This window comes from Mesorhizobium marinum, from assembly GCF_040813675.1.
GTDB lineage: Bacteria > Pseudomonadota > Alphaproteobacteria > Rhizobiales > Rhizobiaceae > Mesorhizobium_K > Mesorhizobium_K marinum.
This window is the reverse complement of the sequence record NZ_JBFOCI010000006.1, coordinates 148,807-163,301: the sequence shown is the minus strand read 5'-3', so window position 1 is coordinate 163,301 and position 14,495 is coordinate 148,807. Positions and strand designations below refer to the sequence as shown.

At 62.6% G+C, this 14,495-nt stretch carries 14 protein-coding genes; 6 read left to right on the top strand and 8 right to left on the bottom strand.

What is annotated here, in order from left to right; translation table 11 throughout:
* Position 1: 1 nt before the first annotated feature.
* Together phnA and ABUE31_RS18620 are read right to left on the bottom strand one after the other, a co-directional pair.
* Positions 2-1,261 (bottom strand): phosphonoacetate hydrolase, encoded by a 1,260-nt coding sequence (gene phnA / locus ABUE31_RS18625; RefSeq protein WP_367725205.1) that lies wholly within the window; start codon positions 1,259-1,261, stop codon positions 2-4.
* A gap of 112 nt (positions 1,262-1,373) precedes the next feature.
* Entirely contained in the window at positions 1,374-2,570 is a 1,197-nt protein-coding gene (locus ABUE31_RS18620; protein ID WP_367725204.1) for a 2-aminoethylphosphonate--pyruvate transaminase, read from the bottom strand.
* 135 nt (positions 2,571-2,705) lie between these two features.
* On the opposite strand from ABUE31_RS18620, the gene ABUE31_RS18615 reads away from it, so the two are divergent.
* The gene (locus tag ABUE31_RS18615) at positions 2,706-3,578 is read left to right on the top strand and encodes a LysR substrate-binding domain-containing protein (RefSeq protein WP_367725203.1); all 873 of its coding nucleotides are present in this window, start codon (positions 2,706-2,708) and stop codon (positions 3,576-3,578) included.
* A 23-nt stretch (positions 3,579-3,601) separates the two neighbouring features.
* On the opposite strand, the gene ABUE31_RS18610 is transcribed toward ABUE31_RS18615, so the two are convergent.
* Both ABUE31_RS18610 and ABUE31_RS18605 read right to left on the bottom strand, forming a co-directional pair.
* Entirely contained in the window at positions 3,602-5,275 is a 1,674-nt protein-coding gene (locus ABUE31_RS18610; protein WP_367725202.1) for a Na/Pi cotransporter family protein, read from the bottom strand.
* A gap of 88 nt (positions 5,276-5,363) precedes the next feature.
* Positions 5,364-6,245: a LysR substrate-binding domain-containing protein gene (locus tag ABUE31_RS18605; RefSeq protein WP_367725321.1), complete on the bottom strand. Its 882-nt coding sequence runs from the start codon at positions 6,243-6,245 to the stop codon at positions 5,364-5,366.
* Between the two features lie 93 nt (positions 6,246-6,338).
* Here ABUE31_RS18605 and psrA point away from each other — a divergent pair, with 93 nt between their 5' ends.
* The 5 genes from psrA to phnE (ABUE31_RS18580) all read left to right on the top strand — a co-directional run bounded on the left by psrA (position 6,339) and on the right by phnE (ABUE31_RS18580) (position 10,946).
* Entirely contained in the window at positions 6,339-7,463 is a 1,125-nt protein-coding gene (gene psrA / locus ABUE31_RS18600) for an iron-containing alcohol dehydrogenase PsrA (protein WP_367725201.1), read from the top strand.
* A gap of 73 nt (positions 7,464-7,536) precedes the next feature.
* The gene (locus tag ABUE31_RS18595; protein WP_367725200.1) at positions 7,537-8,451 is read left to right on the top strand and encodes a phosphate/phosphite/phosphonate ABC transporter substrate-binding protein; all 915 of its coding nucleotides are present in this window, start codon (positions 7,537-7,539) and stop codon (positions 8,449-8,451) included.
* Positions 8,448-9,269: a phosphonate ABC transporter ATP-binding protein gene (phnC, locus tag ABUE31_RS18590; RefSeq protein WP_367725199.1), complete on the top strand. Its 822-nt coding sequence runs from the start codon at positions 8,448-8,450 to the stop codon at positions 9,267-9,269. The genes ABUE31_RS18595 and phnC overlap by 4 nt, the downstream gene beginning before the upstream one ends.
* Entirely contained in the window at positions 9,269-10,096 is an 828-nt protein-coding gene (gene phnE / locus ABUE31_RS18585; RefSeq protein ID WP_367725198.1) for a phosphonate ABC transporter, permease protein PhnE, read from the top strand. The genes phnC and phnE (ABUE31_RS18585) overlap by 1 nt, the downstream gene beginning before the upstream one ends.
* 10 nt (positions 10,097-10,106) lie before the next feature.
* The gene (gene phnE / locus ABUE31_RS18580) at positions 10,107-10,946 is read left to right on the top strand and encodes a phosphonate ABC transporter, permease protein PhnE (RefSeq protein WP_367725197.1); all 840 of its coding nucleotides are present in this window, start codon (positions 10,107-10,109) and stop codon (positions 10,944-10,946) included.
* Positions 10,947-11,082: 136 nt separating this feature from the next.
* On the opposite strand, the gene hpxZ is transcribed toward phnE (ABUE31_RS18580), so the two are convergent.
* The 4 genes from hpxZ to biuH are packed head-to-tail and all read right to left on the bottom strand — an operon-like array spanning position 11,083 to position 14,486.
* Positions 11,083-11,499 (bottom strand): oxalurate catabolism protein HpxZ, encoded by a 417-nt coding sequence (gene hpxZ / locus ABUE31_RS18575; RefSeq protein WP_367725320.1) that lies wholly within the window; start codon positions 11,497-11,499, stop codon positions 11,083-11,085.
* A gap of 37 nt (positions 11,500-11,536) precedes the next feature.
* Positions 11,537-12,220, bottom strand: coding sequence for a cysteine hydrolase family protein (locus ABUE31_RS18570; protein ID WP_367725196.1), 684 nt, complete (start codon positions 12,218-12,220; stop codon positions 11,537-11,539).
* Positions 12,221-12,222: 2 nt separating this feature from the next.
* Positions 12,223-13,788, bottom strand: a complete 1,566-nt coding sequence (locus tag ABUE31_RS18565) for an ABC transporter ATP-binding protein (RefSeq protein ID WP_367725195.1) — start codon at positions 13,786-13,788, stop codon at positions 12,223-12,225.
* Complete coding sequence (gene biuH / locus ABUE31_RS18560; RefSeq protein WP_437344155.1) at positions 13,785-14,486, bottom strand: biuret amidohydrolase; 702 nt, start codon at positions 14,484-14,486, stop codon at positions 13,785-13,787. Before biuH ends, ABUE31_RS18565 begins: the two co-directional genes overlap by 4 nt.
* Between the last annotated feature and the right edge of the window lie 9 nt (positions 14,487-14,495).

Here is a 14,495-nt window from a genome sequence, read left to right as displayed (position 1 = left end):
CTCACTTCTGCTGCGCCGCGGCCATGGCCACATAGTAGAAGGCGTCGAAGTTGCGGAGCGTCGGCGCGTCCGGCATGTCCGGCAGGACACGGTTGACGATGAAGGGCACCGCCTGCTCGGTCAGGCCGCCATGCGAGCGTAGCGGCTCATCGAGGGCCGCGAGATTGTGCCGGTGCTCGGACGTCCCCACGGTGACGTTTTCGCCCGAGACCATCACGATGTCTCCAATGCGATCCTCTGGCAACTCGTAGCGCGCGCAAGCCTCCTCGCGGCCGAGCACGACGGTGATGCCGTCGATCGCAGCCAGACGAGTGATGATGGCTGACCTGTCGGCGCCTGCCGGCAGATAGGCCGTTGCGAACGAGCCGAGCGCGCCATGATGAACCACATAGGGATCGGTAATCGGCAGGATGACGCGCGCCGCATCCTTGCCGACCCACTCGTCGAGCAAATCCTGGACGTAGATTACCGAGGGCGAGCCGTCGGCGTGGTGCTTGGGCTTCATGCCGTGGTCGGCTGTAACGACGATGGCGGCTCCCAGAGCGTCGAGCTCTGCGAGATACTTGTCGAACATCTCGTAGAAATCGTTCGCCTGCTTCACGCCCGGCGCATACTTGTGCTGCACGTAGTCCGTCGTGGTCAGATACATCACGTCCGGCTTGAACTCCGTGAGAAGCTTGACGCCGGCGGCGAAGACGAACTCCGACAGTTCGGCCGAATAGACTTCGGGAACCGGTCGGCCGAGCCAGGCGGAGGCGTTGTCGATGCCGTTGGCAGCCTTGGTGGTGGTGTCCGACTTCTCCGAAGAGAAGCAGATCGCACGGTTGTCGTCATAGGCTAGGCCGTGGCCGAGCAGGGCGCGCAATTTGTCCTTGGCGGTGACGACGGCGACTTTGGCGCCGGCGTCGTAGAACGCCTTGAAGACAGTCGGCGCGCGCAGGAACTTCGGGTCGTTCATCATAACCTCTTCCCCGGTTTCCGGGTTGTAGAGGTAGTTGCCGCAGATGCCGTGCACTGAAGGCGGGCGTCCCGTGGCGATCGACAGATTGTTGGGGTTGGTGAAGCTCGGGATCACCGAGTGTGCGGTGCGGACCGTGCCGTTCTCGCGGATGCGCTTGAGTGTGGGCATCAACCCGGCCGCAATGGCTTCGTCCAGATAGGCCGGCTCGCAGCCGTCCAGGCAGATGGCGATCGCGGGCACACGAGGCCAAGCGTAGGATCGGCCGTTGGCTGAAACGGAGACAGGAGACATCTGGTTCATGGCATTTCCTCAAATCTGACAGGTCGGTGCCTGTGTCGCGCATTCCAATCCATTTGCCCAATCGCAATTCTGAATTGGTTTGATTGACGCGTTCTATGGTTTGTCGTTCGCCTCAAGCAGCCAACTTCGACCGTTCATCGAGCGCGGCGCTCGGTGGGGCGGCGCTGGTCACGCCCATCTCCGCGAGCGACAGCCCGGCCGCCTCGACGACACGGCGCATTACATGTTCGTCCATCCGCCCGATGCAGCCGACGCGGAACGAGTCCACCACCGTCAGCTTACCGGGATAGATGATGAACCCCTTCTCCTTCATCAGCTCATAGAACTTCGAAAAAACGAAGTTCGGATCGGCGGGGCAGAAGAATGTGACGATGATCGGCGACAGCCAGTGGTCCGACAGCAGCGTCTCGAAGCCGAGTTCTTTCATGCCGGCAACCATGACGTCGCGGTTCCGCGTATAGCGGGCGCCGCGCGCCGCGACCCCGCCCTCTGCTTCGTGCATCTTCAGCGCCTCGATGAAGGCGGCAACGACGTGTGTGGGCGGCGTGAACCGCCACTGGCCCGTCTTCTCCATAGTTGTCCACTGGGCGTGGACGTCGAGCGACAGTGAATGGCTGTTGCCCTTTGCCGCTTCCAACGCCGTCTTCCTTGCGATGACGAAGCCAAAGCCGGGTACGCCCTCGATGCACTTGTTGGCTGACGACACCATCGCTTCGTAGGGTATGCGGCTTACCTCGAGCGGCACGGCCCCGAAGGCACTCATCGAATCGACGAGCAACTTGCGGCCCCGGGAATGCACGGCATCGGAAATCTCTGCGAGTGGATTCAGAATTCCGGAACTGGTCTCGCAATGGATGGCGATGACATGGGTGATCGCCGGATCGGCGTCGAGCGCAGCGGCGACCTCGTCGCCTCGCGGCGGCAGATAGTCGCCTTTGTCGATCAGCGTGTGAGCGCGGCCGAGATAGTCCATCGTCTGGGCCGCCCGAAGCCCATACGCGCCGTTCGCCAAGACGAGGACCTTTCCGTCCTTCGGCACGAACGACCCCAACATCGCTTCGACGCAGAACGATCCCGAGCCCTGCATCGGGACGCAGTCGTATGCTCCCTTCTCGTCGCCGATCAGATCGAGCAGACGGCGGCGCAGATCCGCGGTCATCGCGCGGAAGTCAGCATCCCACGAGCCCCAGTCCTTCAGCATCGCCTGCTTGACCGAATAAGCGGTCGTGAGGGGGCCTGGCGTCAGCAGGTAGGGCTCGCCCAGCGCGGGCGCTTCGAAGGGGGGATTTTTCGAGAATTCTGGCGCCATTGTGTGCAACTCCGGTGAACGCGGCCACACCATGCGCTGAGCTTTTCTATTTGCCAAATCGTTATTTTGTATTCATCAATAAGTTGTGGCGATAGGTCGTCGGTCGGTCGGTCAGCCGGCATTCGGGAAAAATGAATGCGTTACGTTCAGCTCAGAGCATTTCACTACGTGGCGATCTGCGGAGGATTTTCACGGGCGGCCGAGGCACTTTTCCTCACCCAGCCCGCGATCTCCGACCAGGTCCGCAAGCTGGAGGAAGAGTACGACGTTCTGCTTTTCAACCGGCACAAGAAACAGGTTTCGCTGACGCAGCAGGGGCAGCAGCTTCTGGATATCACGCACCGCATGTTCGATACTGAACAGCAGGCGCTAGACCTACTTTCGGAATCGAAAGCGCTCCGGTCGGGCGTCCTGCGAATAGTCGCCGATGCGGCCCACCACATGCTGCATGTGCTGGGACGCTTCCGTGAGGCCTATCCCGGCATCCAGATCAGCGTCCGGTCCGGCAACACGGAAACGGTGATCTCAAGCCTGTTTGCCTATGAGGCCGACCTCGGCATTCTCGGCGAAATTCCACAGGGCAGGGAGTTCGAGATCTTGCATCTCAACTCCACGCCTATCATTGCGTTTGTCGCCGGTTCGCATGCACTGGCCGGGCGTCAGTCCGTTACTCTCGAGGAACTGGTCGGCCATTCCCTGATCATGCGCGAGCGCGGGTCTAAGACCCGGCACAAGCTGGAGGCCATGGCGCAAGACCATGGTGTAACTCTTAAAGCGACGATCGAGGCGGAAGGTCGCGAGGCCGTGCGCGAGATCGTCGCGTCGGGGGCGGGCGTCGGTTTCGTTTCGGCTGCCGAGTTTGGACTGCATAGCGGCCTGTCGCCACTGAGGATCGACGCGCCGGAAGTCATGATGGATGAGGCGCTCATCTGCCTGCGCGAACGCTCGGGCGGCAAGCTGGTCCGCGCCTTCTGGAAGATCGCCGAGCAGGTTGCGGTCGAGAACTGAACAGCGGTACCCGCGCAGGCAACCTAGGAGTGGGAAGGCTGCACCAGCCTGCTTTCCAGCAGGTCGCCGCTGCGTTTTAGGATCGGATAGGCGACGGTTGCCAGCAGCGAGTTGAGTTCCTTGAGCGCACGCGCGATCTCCAAGTGCATGCTGCTCGTCTCGATGCTTTCGACCGTCCCCGTCTGCAGCCGCTTGAGATGGCGGTCATGGCTGGCGCGGGCAAGTTTGCGCATCCTCTCCTTTTCAATGACGAGTTGGCGCGCGGAAGGCAAATCCTGGGAAACCAACACGTTCAGTGCGAGATGCATGTTCTCCAGCAACTGTTGGTGCAGGTCCTGCAGTTCGCCCCAGCCTTCGTCGGAGAAACGAAATCGCTTCTGCGCGCGTTCCAGGGCAAGCGGCAGCAGGTTCTTTGCGACGATGTCGCCGGCGTGTTCGAGATTGATGGCGAAATCCGTCAACTCAATGCTGCGCTGAGCCTCTTCGCTCGTCATTTCGCCTCGATTGACCTCGGCGAGATAGAGCTTGATGTCGCTGTGCGCCTGGTTGACCTCCGCATCGACGCCCTGGATGCGGAGGATGTCGTCCCTGTCGCCACCATTGAAAACGTCCATGACCGGCCGGACCATCACTTCCACCAATTCGCCCATGCGCAGCAGTTCCCGCGTGGCGCTCGCGAGCGCAAGCCGTGGCGTGCCGATGACCGCGCGATCGAGTGCGCTGATGCGCCGACGCAGGGGATCTTGGTCGGCCGGCTTTGCAGACGCGGCCGATATCAAATTCGCAAGCATGCGCTCCATCAGCCCTACGAACGGCAGGCAGAACACGACCAACGCGGCATTGAAGGCGAGATGCAGGTTTACGAGAGCCGCGCCGGCATTCGCGCCGAGGAATTCGAAAGGCGGAAGCGCCGTTTCGATCAGGGCGAGAGCAAGCACGGAGCCGGCCAGGCGAAACAGTAGATTGGCAACCGGCAGACGCGAAGCCTCCGCCGGCATGCCGCGCGACAGCCAGTACGCGATCAGCCCACCGCCGAGATTTGCACCGAGCACCATCGGGACGGCCGCTTCGACCGACATCAGACCCTGACTTGCGAAGGTGGCGAACATGAGCACCGATGCGACGCTTGAATGTATCAGCCATGTAAATGCCGCGCCCAGCAGAAATGCCGACACGTAATCCTCCGCAAGATACCGTGCGACGGTCGGCAACATGCCCCCATCGCGCAGTGGCCCGGTGGCTGTGGCGATGAGCTGCAGGGACATCAGGACGAATCCGATGCCAAGCACCATACGTCCCGTTTCGCGCGTCTTCTGCCCACGGGTCTTGAGAAACAGGATGCCGCCGGCGAGCAGACATACCGGGATCAGCCAGTTGAGGTCGAACGACAGCACCCTGACGACGATCGCAGAGCCGAGGTCGGCGCCGAGCAGCAGGGCTATGCCAGTTGCGATAGGGAGCGCGCCGCTTGCGGCAAATCCGCAGGCGAGGATAGCCACCGCCGTGGAGCTCTGGAGCAGAACCGCCATCACCGCTCCTCCTGCGGCGGCCGGCACGCGCCCGCGCCGCGCGTGACCGAGCAGGCGGCGAAGCGACGTGCCATGCGCGCGTTCCATGCCGGTCCTCACCATATGGACCGCGACAAGCAGCAGCATGACGGCGCCGGCAAGGTGAAGAAGGATCATTGAAATATGCATCGAGGCGGCTCCGGCGCAGAGCCTCTAGGAGTCGCGCCGGGGCAGCCATCGGTCAAATCGATAGTATCAATAGAATGATAGGTTGGAGCTATCGACCCGCGTGCCGGTCGGCAAGAACGGTTTCCATAAAGGCCGCGATTTTTGGTGAATTGCGCCGCTCCTGGAGGCAGGCCAGCCGATATTCGGTCCGTATCGTGGCGTCGGAGATGGCGACGGTTGCAAGTCGGGGATGCGCGACGAATTCGAAATCCGCCACGACCCCGATCCCGAGCCCGCGCTCGACGGCTTTCCAGATTCCCTCGCGCGATCCGATTTCCAGAAACGGCCGTATCTCGACACCTGCCGTCTCTGCGGCGTGTTCAAGTGCGCGCCGCGTCGTCGATCCGGTCTCGCGCAAGATGAGGGGTTGATCCGCCAGTTCGGCGATCGAAACAGTGTCGCGCGCGTTCCAGGGATGATCGGTGTTGACGAAGACGACGACCTCGTGGGTGCTGAATGGCACTGAATGCACGCGCGGATCATCGACCACATGGGCCAGGATCGCGACGTCCGCTTCAAGCTCGAGGATGCGCTGCAACGTCTGGTCTGAATTTCCCAGGAGCATGCTGACCCTGATTGCCGGATAGGCGGCAAGAAAGCGGGCGATCATGTCGGTGGCGTGGAAGGGGCCGACAGCGGCGACGCGCAACTGACCGATCGTCAGGTGGCCGCTGCTGAGCAGCAGCTCATCGGCCTCTTCGGTCAGCTTCATGATCCTGCGGCTGATGTCGAACAGCGCCGCGCCGGTCTCCGTCAGCTCGACGCGGCGTCCGCGCCGCACCAGCAGTTCCACGCCGTAGCGCTCTTCCAACTCCTTCACCTGCGTGGTGACGGTGGGCTGGCTGATATTGAGCGCCTGTGCGGCGGCGGTGAAGCCGCGGTGCTCGGCCACCGCGTGGAAGGATCGAAGATGGGTAAATACTATAGCCACAGTCAATGATAGTGGCCGCAAATTTGTATTAGTCAATGGACGGCAAGTCGGTCACGGTCTGCGATGTAAGAACATTCAACGCAGGAAATCGCCGTGTGGTCCTATCACAACCCGGTTGACGTCCAATTCGGACAGGGCAGCTTTTCAAAGCTTGGTTCGCTGCTGGACGGGCGCCCCTATGTGCTCGTTACCTATGGCGAGCCCTACTTCCAAACCTTGGCCGCCACGCTCGAAAAAAGTGCAGGAAAACCGCTGCTGGTCGTCGACGACATCGCTCCCAACCCGGACATTGCGTTGCTCGAAGGTCAGGTCGCCCGGTTCGCCGGGCTTTCAGCAACGCCTGTGGTCGTTGCTCTGGGGGGCGGGTCGGTGATCGATTCCGCCAAGGTCTTCGCCGCCGCCCGTGGTGATTTCGCCGTGATGGACGCGTTTCTGAAGAAGCGCGCCGCAGCCGAGACGCTTTCCCCATGGCCGCTGATCGCCGTGCCGACCACAGCTGGCACCGGCAGCGAAGTGACGTGCTGGGGCACGGTCTGGGACAATGGCGCAGGCAGCAAATATTCGCTGGCGCATCCGGGGCTCTATCCCAAGGTTGCCCTGGTCGATCCGGAACTTATGGTCGGCAAACCGCGCGAATTGACGATCCAGACCGGCCTCGACGCGCTCTCGCATTCGCTTGAAAGCCTCTGGAACCGAAACGCCAATCCGGTGTCGGCGGCCCATGCGGTCGCATCCGCCCGCGGCGTCCTTTCCACGTTGCCAGCGCTTGCCGGAGACCTGCGCAATGCTCAGTTGCGCGAGCGTATGGCGCGGGCGGCTACGCTTGCCGGATTTGCGTTCTCCAACACCAAGACAGCGATCGCACATTCGCTTTCCTATCCGATCACGCTCAAGCATGGCGTACCGCATGGCATTGCCTGCTCATTCTCGCTGCCCATGATCATCCGCAGCGTCGCCGGTCAGGGGGGCATCTGCGAGGAGGGCTTGCGTTCGATCTTTGGAACGGATGCAGCCGGTGCCGCCGAGCGCCTGGAGACCACGCTCGACAAGCTCGGCATTTCGACCGATTTCCGCACATACGGCATCGCCGAGGCGGAATGGCGTACGCTCATCGACACCGCGTTCGAGGGGGAACGCGGCCAGAATTTTATCGGCAGCCGGGAAAGCCTTCTTGCGGTTGCGCATGTGGAGGGCAGCGGCCGCAAGGCGGTCGCCTGACTGGAATTTTGCGGCGTGGCTGCCTGGCGCGGCCTCTCCGTCGGAATCTACGCTCAAAAGGGAGGATAATTACATGAAGCCTGCTACCCGTATATTCGCATCGATGGCTACCGCCAGTGCGATCGTCGCCTATGCGTCGGCTGCGTTTGCGCAGGAATGCAAGGACCCCGACCAGCTTGTCTTCTCGATCATTCCGACCGAGGAGACGACACAGGAACTCGACATCTACAAGCCGCTCCTGTCGGCCCTGAAAGAGAAGACCGGCAAGAGTGTCGAGTTCTTCATGCCCACCTCCTACGCCTCGGTTATCGAGGGCATGGTCAACGGCTGGGTGCACATCGGCGTGCATGGGCCGAACTCCTACGTGCTTGCCAAGGAGAAGGACCCCAACCTGGAGGTGTTCGCGACCTATACGAAGATCAAGGGGCATTTCCAGGAGGAGGGGCCTGGCTATCGGGCCGTGCTGGTCGTGAAATCCGACTCGAAGTTCGACAGCATCGAGTCACTGAAGGGCACGATCGTCGGTCTCGCCGATCCGGCCAGCACGTCGGGCAACCTGATGCCGCGAATGGTATTCGGAGACCAGATCGGTACCGGACCGGAACTGGAGAAATACTTCTCCAAGGTGGTCTATACCGGGGGCCACGACCAGTCGGCTCTGGCCGTCAAGGAGGGCCGCGTAGACGACGCTTTCGTCGCGACTCACCGCCTCGACAACGTCATCGATCGCGGCCTCGCGGCGCCCGAGGATTATCGCGTCCTTTGGCAGTCGGGCATCATCCCGCAGGACCCGATGGTCTATCGCACGGACCTCTGCGATCCCATCAAAGCCGCGATCCGGGAAGCTTTCCTGACGTTGCATGAGAATCCTGACGCAAAGCCGTTCTTCGACGGCATCAAGTCGACCAAGTTCGTCGCCATGCAGGATTCGGACTACGACATCATCCGCAAGCTGGTGGACGCAGAAAAGAAGGCCGAGGGCCAGTGAGACACGAGGCCGGAATCGTGGAGGGCCGTGCGGGACACGGCCTTTCCGGACACGAGGAGGACCAGGTGCCCGTGCTCGATGTTCGCAACCTAAAGGTCAGTTACGCAGCCGGCGGACCGCAGATCCTGAAGGGTATCGACTTCTCCGTCGACGGCAGCGACTTCTGCGCCGTCATCGGCCCGAGCGGGGCCGGGAAGTCGACGCTGATCCGTTGCGTCAACCGGCTGGTCGAGCCGACCGATGGCGACATCGTTCTGTTCGGCCAGAACGTCCGCGCCCTGCGCGCCGGCGAACTCAGGCACCTGCGGCGGCGGATCGGCATGATCTTCCAGGAGTTCAACCTGGTGAACCGCATGTCGGTGATGGACAACGTGCTCTCCGGCCGGCTCGGCTACACCGGCGCATTCCGCTCCTTCTTCAAGGCGTTTCCGGCCGAGGACATCGACAGGGCGCTGCACCTTCTGGAGCGCGTTGGGCTGCAGGATCATGTCGACAAGCGCGCCGACGCACTTTCGGGCGGTCAGCGCCAACGCGTCGGCATTGCCCGGGCACTGATGCAGAAGCCGGAAATCCTGCTGCTGGATGAGCCGACCTCTGCGCTGGATCCCAAGATTTCCCGCGACGTCATGGGCCTGATCCGCGAGCTTGCGGACGAGTTCAAGGTGCCGGTGCTCTGCAACATCCACGACGTGCAGCTAGCGTTGGAGACCTGCAACCGGATCATCGGCATGCAGGATGGGCATAAGAAGTTCGACGGACCATCCAAGGGCATGCGCAAGCAGGATCTCGACGAGATCTATGCGATGGAGGTGCTGTGATGAGCGTCACGGCGCCCACTGCCTCCGAACACGGGTTCGATGCGTGGGTCGCGCACAAGCGCGGCCGCCGCCTCAACAACTGGTTGCTCGTGGCGGCCGGCCTGGCCGTGCTGGCTTGGTGCTTCTGGGACACCATCATGGTCGACACCGACTGGGCGCGTATGGGTGGCGCTCTCGGTATCGGCGGCACGCTGGAACGGTTCCTGTGGATCGACTGGTCTCTGGTTCCGCACCTGATCGTGCCAGCGATGGAAACGCTGATGATGGCGACGCTGGGTACGCTGCTCGGCTGCGTGCTTTCGCTGCCGGTTGCCTGGTTCGGCGCAGCCAACGTGACGCCGAGCAAGTATTTCTTCTACCCTGCTGGGCGCTTCTTGATGGTGTTGTCGCGCTCGATCCACGAGATCATCTGGGCGCTTCTATTTGTCGGTGCGGTCGGGCTCGGAGCGCTTCCCGGTATCCTCGCAGTCGCAATGCGTTCTATCGGCTTCATTTCGAAAATCACCGCCGAGGCAATCGAGAACATCGATCCGAAGCCAGTCGAGGCGATCCGTGCCGTTGGAGGCAACCAGTTCCAGGTGATGTATTACGGCATCGTGCCGCAGATCCTGCCGGTGATCATCGGGACCATCATTTTCGAATGGGACATCAACATCCGCCGCTCCGCAATCATGGGGCTGGTGGGCGCCGGCGGACTTGGTCTCGTGTTCTTCCGACAGATGGCAATGTTCAACTATGGCGGCGTGACGCTGGTCGTGCTCGCCGTGCTGGTTTTGATCGCGATCGGCGAGGTCGTCTCGCACTACGCCCGCAAGGCGGTGATCTGAGGAGGGCGCCATGACCGTTTTTACCATCGAAACCGGCGCCGCGCCCCGCAGGACCTGGTCGCGCTACCGGCATCCGGAGGCGACGATCCGCTTCTCCGTGATCCTTTGCCTTCTCGCGTTCCTGGGATGGTCGATCGCCTTCCTAAACATCGACCTGTCGCGCGTGCTGGGAGCTTTTCCGCGCCTCGCGGAGATTCTGGCGACTAGGTATTTTCCACCTGATCTGGGCTACATCACCGACGCCGACTTCATCCGGTCGGTGATCCGCACGCTGGAAATGTCTCTCCTGGGCGGCTTCCTGGGCGTGGCCTGCTCGATTCCGCTAGCGTGGCTTGCTGCCCGCAACATCACGATCGGCCGGCGGATCGCCTACTCCTTCGGGCGGTTCGCGATCATGGGAAGTCGGTCGATCCACGAGACGATCTGGACGATCCTGTTCGTGACCGTTCTGGGCTTCGGCATGCTGGCTGGCACACTTGCCTTGACCGTGTTTTGCATCGGCTTTGCCGGAAAGCTGTTCGCCGACGAGTTGGAAGCCATCGATATGGGGCCGGTGGATGCCCTTCGCTCCGTGGGCGCCAGCCCGTTGCAGGTCTTCCAGTATGCGGTGCTGCCGCAGGTGCGCGTCGCGTTCACAGGCATCGCAATCTATACCTGGGATGTTGCGTTCCGTGCCGCGACCGTGGTCGGCTTTTTCGGCGGCGGCGGCATGGGCTGGTACCTGAAGCGCACCACCCAGCAACTCGAAAGCCAGCGTGTCGCTGCGATCCTGCTGGTCATCATCGGCCTTGTGCTGCTTGCCGAGATCGCCTCAGGCTGGTTGCGCGGAAAGATCGGACGAATGCGCTAGCGAGCCGAAAAGGGCCGGTCGCATCCCTTTTCTCCCCCAACCTGCCATCCTTGCACGTTTCGGCGGGCTGGCGCCGTTGGCCGGGTCTTGGGCAATGTCAGGTTGAAAGCTGGTCATCAACCGAAGCAGCCAGCGCTCAGGCTGGGTCAATGACTGGATCTAATGGGAGCCCGGGAACTTTGGTATCCATCATGCTGACGTGCGCAGCGGCGACGCGCCAGCCATCAGCTGTCCTGATCCATGTTTGCATCTGGCGCCCCACCTGGCCGGGAGCGTCGTGGCGATAGAACAGCGTCGAGGCAATTGCCGTGTCTCGGCCATAGGTGGTGATGACCGTACGCGACAGCGTGCGGTCGAACGGCTTCTGCAAGGCGCGGAAACGCCTGACCTCGTCGATGCCGTACTGAACCTCGGCAACGCCGTAGCGTACAGCCGCGTCCGAATGCAGGAACATTGCGTCCAGCGTCGCAGAATCGTTTTCCAACAGGGCCTTTTCGTATGCGTCGAAGACCGTTGTGATTTCGGCCAGGGTCTCCGGATCATCGATCAGCATGCTCGGGCGCGTTTCGAACCGGTGCTCACGAGCCAGGTCAACCATGCACTACCTGCTCGGCGAACGCATTTTCGAGGACGGAGAGCGGCGTCGCCCAGCCGACGATACCGCCCTGTGCGACAATCATCTCGATCGCGGCCGCCTTGAACTCCGGAAAATAGCTCTCGGTCGCGTCCTCGACGAGCATGCATTCGTAGCCGCGGTCGTTCGCCTCGCGCATCGAGGTTTGCACGCAGACCTCGGTGGTTACGCCGGCGAAGACGAGTTGTGTGATACCCAGGCCGGCCAGCGTGTCCTGCAAACCCGTTCCCCAGAACATCCCCTTGCCGGGCTTGTCGATGACGATCTCGCCTTCGACCGGTGCGAGTTCGGGAAGGATCTGGTTGCCAGGCTCGCCGGCCACCAGGATGCGCCCCATCGCACCGACATCGCCGATCCTGAGGCCGGGTTTCCCGCGCAAGCGCTTGGCGGGCGGGCAGTCGGAGAGGTCAGGCCGATGCGCCTCGCGCGTATGCACGATCGGCAGCTTGCGCGCGCGAAACAGCGCGATCAGCGCCGCGACGGTCGGCACGATCTTCGTCAATCGGGAAACGTCGTTGCCGAGAGCGTCGCCGAAGCCACCCGTCTCGATGAAGTCGCGCTGCATGTCGATCACGACGAGCGCGACGTGCTTCGGGTCGAGGATGAAATCGTAGGGGCGGGCAGGGACTGCGAACGCCATGGTCAATGCTCCGCCGTATGTTGGCCGCCGGCCATGTGTTGGCCGATCGTGTTGCGGTCGGTGTCCTCGACCGGCGCGACGTAGCTGATCGTGCCGCCCGACATCACGGCCACGCGGTCGGAAAGCTCCAGGATCTCGTCCAGATCCTCGCTGACAAGCAGGACGGCGGCGCCTCGGTTGCGCTGCTCCATGATCTGGCCGCGGATTTCTGCGACCGAGGCAAAGTCCAGCCCGAAACAGGGATTGGCGACGATCAGCACGTCCACATCGCCGGAGAGTTCGCGCGCCAGCACGGCGCGCTGGACGTTGCCGCCCGACAGCGCCTCGATGGGGGAATCGGGCGACGTCGTCTTGACCCGGTAGCGTTCGATCAGTTCCTCCGCCTTCTTTCGCATCGGTCCGGGCGAGAGCCACCAGCCCATATTGGCGATCGGCGGCTTGTCGTAGGACCGGAAGGCGATGTTCTCGGCCACGCTCATGCGCGGGACGGTGGCGTTCTTGAGCGGTTCCTCCGGCAAGCCGAACACCTTGAAGCGATCGAAGTCGCGGCGCTTCGGCTCGAACGGCTTGCCGTGGATGAAGATGCCGCCGTCAGTCAGTTCCTTCTGGCCGGCCAGCACCTCGACCAACGCGCTCTGGCCGTTGCCGGAGACGCCGGCTATGCCAACGACTTCACCGGCCTTGACCTTGAGATTGAGCGCCTTGACGACAGGGCGGCCCTCACCGTCCTCGGCGCAAAGGCCGGCAAGGTCGAGCACGGTCTGCGCCTCGTTGCGCTTTCGTCGCTCGGCGCGCTCGCGCACTTCGGTGTCGCCGATCATCATCCGGCTCATCTCTTCGACACTTGCAGCCTGGGCGTCGCCCGCGCCTGTCATGCGGCCGCGCCGCAAGACGGTGAAGCCGTCGCAAAACGCCTTCACCTCCCGGAACTTGTGGCTGATCATCAGCACGGTGACTTCGCCGCGCCTGGCCATGTCGCCAAGCAGGCCAAGCACCTCGTCGGCCTCGCCGGGGGTCAGCACCGAAGTCGGTTCGTCGAGGATCAGGAAGCGCTGCTCCAGGTAGAGCAGCTTCAGTATCTCAAGCTTCTGCTTCTCGCCGGCCGACAGTCCCGATACCGGTTCGTTCAGGCGGACGCGGAACGGCATCCGGTCCATGAAGGACTCGAGCCGGGGCTTCTCCTTCTTCCAGTCGAAGATGGCGGGCGCGTCTGCACGCGAGATGACCAGGTTCTCGGCGGCGGTCAGGCAGGGCACGAGGGTGAAGTGCTGGTAGACCATGCCGATCCCGAGGTCGCGTGCGTCGCGGGGGCTCCTGATCCGCGCCTCCTGCCCGTCGAGCATCACGCTGCCGCGATCGGACGTGTAGAAGCCCATGATGCATTTGACGAGCGTCGACTTGCCGGCGCCGTTCTCGCCGAGCAGCGCATGGAACGATCCCGACTTCACCTTGATGGACACGTCGTCGAGCGCGACAAGCGGCCCGAAGATCTTGGTCATGCCGACCGTTTCGAGCGAAGGAGCCCTTAGCGGCACTGCGTCGGCGGGGATCTCCGTGGCGAGGTTCATGGCAACGCCTCCAGCAGTGCCTCTGAACTGGCCACCGCGCCGAACACGCCACCTTGCATCTTGATCATGTCGATAGCGGCGAGGTGGTTCTCGACCTTGGTCGCCGCGCAGCAGTCCTCCAGAAGCAGGCATTCGTAGCCGCGGTCGTTCGCGTCGCGCATCGTCGTGTGCACGCACACATCCGTGGTGACGCCGGTGAAGACAATGTTGCGGATGTTCTTCATGCGAAGCACCAGTTCGAAATCGGTCGCGATGAAGGTGCCCTTGCCCGGCTTGTCGATAATCGCCTCGCCGGGCTCCGGCTGAAGCTCGGGGATGATCTCCCAGCCCGGCTCGCCGCGAACCAGGATGCGACCGCACGGTCCCTGGTCGCCGATACCCGCGCCGATGCGCTGCGAACGCCAGCGCTTGTTGGGCGGCAGGTCGGAAAGGTCGGGCTTGTGCCCCTCCCTCGTGTGGATGATCGGGTACCCCTTCGCCCGCATCGCGGAAAGGACGGACTGGATCGGCCCGATCGGCGCCCGCGTCAGCGAGATGTCGTATCCCATCGAGTCCACGTATCCGCCCGGCGCGCAGAAATCAGTCTGCATGTCGATCACGACCAGGCAGGTGTTGTGTGGCCCGAAATCGCCGTCGAACGGCCATGGATAGGGATCGGCCTCCAGGGTGACCGCGTTGGGCACGAGAGCCGCTTCGATCCGTTCGTC

What these genes read in the sequence shown, in the direction of transcription:
- phnA (WP_367725205.1), bottom strand. Translation starts at nt 1,261, where the DNA reads ATGAACCAGATGTCTCCTGTCTCCGTTTCAGCCAACGGCCGATCCTAC.
- ABUE31_RS18620 (WP_367725204.1), bottom strand. Translation starts at nt 2,570, where the DNA reads ATGGCGCCAGAATTCTCGAAAAATCCCCCCTTCGAAGCGCCCGCGCTG.
- ABUE31_RS18615 (WP_367725203.1), top strand. Translation starts at nt 2,706, where the DNA reads ATGCGTTACGTTCAGCTCAGAGCATTTCACTACGTGGCGATCTGCGGA.
- ABUE31_RS18610 (WP_367725202.1), bottom strand. Translation starts at nt 5,275, where the DNA reads ATGCATATTTCAATGATCCTTCTTCACCTTGCCGGCGCCGTCATGCTG.
- ABUE31_RS18595 (WP_367725200.1), top strand. Translation starts at nt 7,537, where the DNA reads ATGAAGCCTGCTACCCGTATATTCGCATCGATGGCTACCGCCAGTGCG.
- phnE (WP_367725198.1), top strand. Translation starts at nt 9,269, where the DNA reads ATGAGCGTCACGGCGCCCACTGCCTCCGAACACGGGTTCGATGCGTGG.
- phnE (WP_367725197.1), top strand. Translation starts at nt 10,107, where the DNA reads ATGACCGTTTTTACCATCGAAACCGGCGCCGCGCCCCGCAGGACCTGG.
- hpxZ (WP_367725320.1), bottom strand. Translation starts at nt 11,499, where the DNA reads ATGCTGATCGATGATCCGGAGACCCTGGCCGAAATCACAACGGTCTTC.
- ABUE31_RS18570 (WP_367725196.1), bottom strand. Translation starts at nt 12,220, where the DNA reads ATGGCGTTCGCAGTCCCTGCCCGCCCCTACGATTTCATCCTCGACCCG.
- ABUE31_RS18565 (WP_367725195.1), bottom strand. Translation starts at nt 13,788, where the DNA reads ATGAACCTCGCCACGGAGATCCCCGCCGACGCAGTGCCGCTAAGGGCT.